The 1,073-nt window shown below is 72.3% G+C and carries 1 protein-coding gene; it reads right to left on the bottom strand.

The annotated features are described in order from the left end of the window. Positions 1-1,073 (bottom strand): beta-ketoacyl synthase N-terminal-like domain-containing protein (locus AB0I73_RS41475; RefSeq protein ID WP_363045545.1); only part of this gene is annotated, 1,073 nt, incomplete at both ends.

Below are 1,073 nucleotides of genomic sequence, written 5' to 3'. Positions count from 1 at the left end.
TTGGTGCCGGTGAACACACCCGTGCGGGTGCCGCGCACCGACACCGGGTCGATGCCGGAACGCTCGAACGCCTCCCACGAGGTCTCCAGCAGCAGACGCTGCTGCGGGTCCATGGCCAGGGCCTCACGCGGCGAGATCCCGAAGAAGACCGGGTCGAACTCACCGACGTCGTGCAGGAATCCGCCCTGGTCGACGTACGAGGTCGCCTCGCGCTCCCCGGTCGGGTCGTACAGCCGCTCCAGGTCCCAGCCGCGGTCCGCCGGGAAACCGGAGACCGCGTCCGTACCGGACACCAGCAGATCCCACAGCTCCTCCGGCGAGGCGACCCCGCCCGGGTACCGGCAGCTCATCCCGACGATGGCCACCAGGTCGTCCTCGCCGACCGTTCCGGTGACCGCCACCTGGGCTCCCGAGGACTGAGCCTCGGCACCGACGAGTTCGTCGCGCAGGTGATCGGCCAGTGCGGTCGGGCTCGGATAGTCGAAGACCAGAGTCGCGGGCAGTGTCAGCCCCGTCGCCGCCGCCAGGGCGTTGCGGAACTCCACTGCGGTGAGCGAGTCGAAGCCCAGCTCGCGGAAGGTGCTGGTCTCACCGATGGCCCCGGCGCCGGTGTGGCCGAGAACCACCGCCGCCTGCTCGCGCACCACGCCCAGCAGCAACCGCAGCCGTTCGGCTCCGGTCAGGTCGGCAAGACGGCTCCGCAGCGCCGATTCGGCGCCCGACGTCTCGGACGAGGAGCTCTCCCGCCGCACGCCCTCGGCTTCCGCCAGGTCGCTCAGCAGGGGGCTCTCGCGCAGCGCCGTGAACGGCGGGACGAACCGCGCCCAGTCCACGTCCGCCACGGTTACACACGTCTCGCCGAGTGCCAGGACCTGGTCGATGACCGTGATTGCGGTGTCCGGAGCCATAGCCGGAAGTCCCCGCCGGCCCAGCTCCGAAGCCATCGCCTCGTCGGCCATGCCGCCGCCGGCCCAGGGACCCCAGGCGAGGGAGGTGGCGGGCAGGCCGCGGGCGCGGCGCTGCTCGGCGAGGGCGTCGAGGTAGGTGTTGGCGGCGGCGTAGCCGGCCTGGCC

Origin of the sequence: Streptomyces sp. NPDC050388 (assembly GCF_040655635.1) — a bacterium.
Taxonomy (GTDB): domain Bacteria; phylum Actinomycetota; class Actinomycetes; order Streptomycetales; family Streptomycetaceae; genus Streptomyces.
The sequence above is the reverse complement of the archived record's forward strand: the minus strand, read 5'-3'. Positions and strand labels throughout refer to the sequence as shown.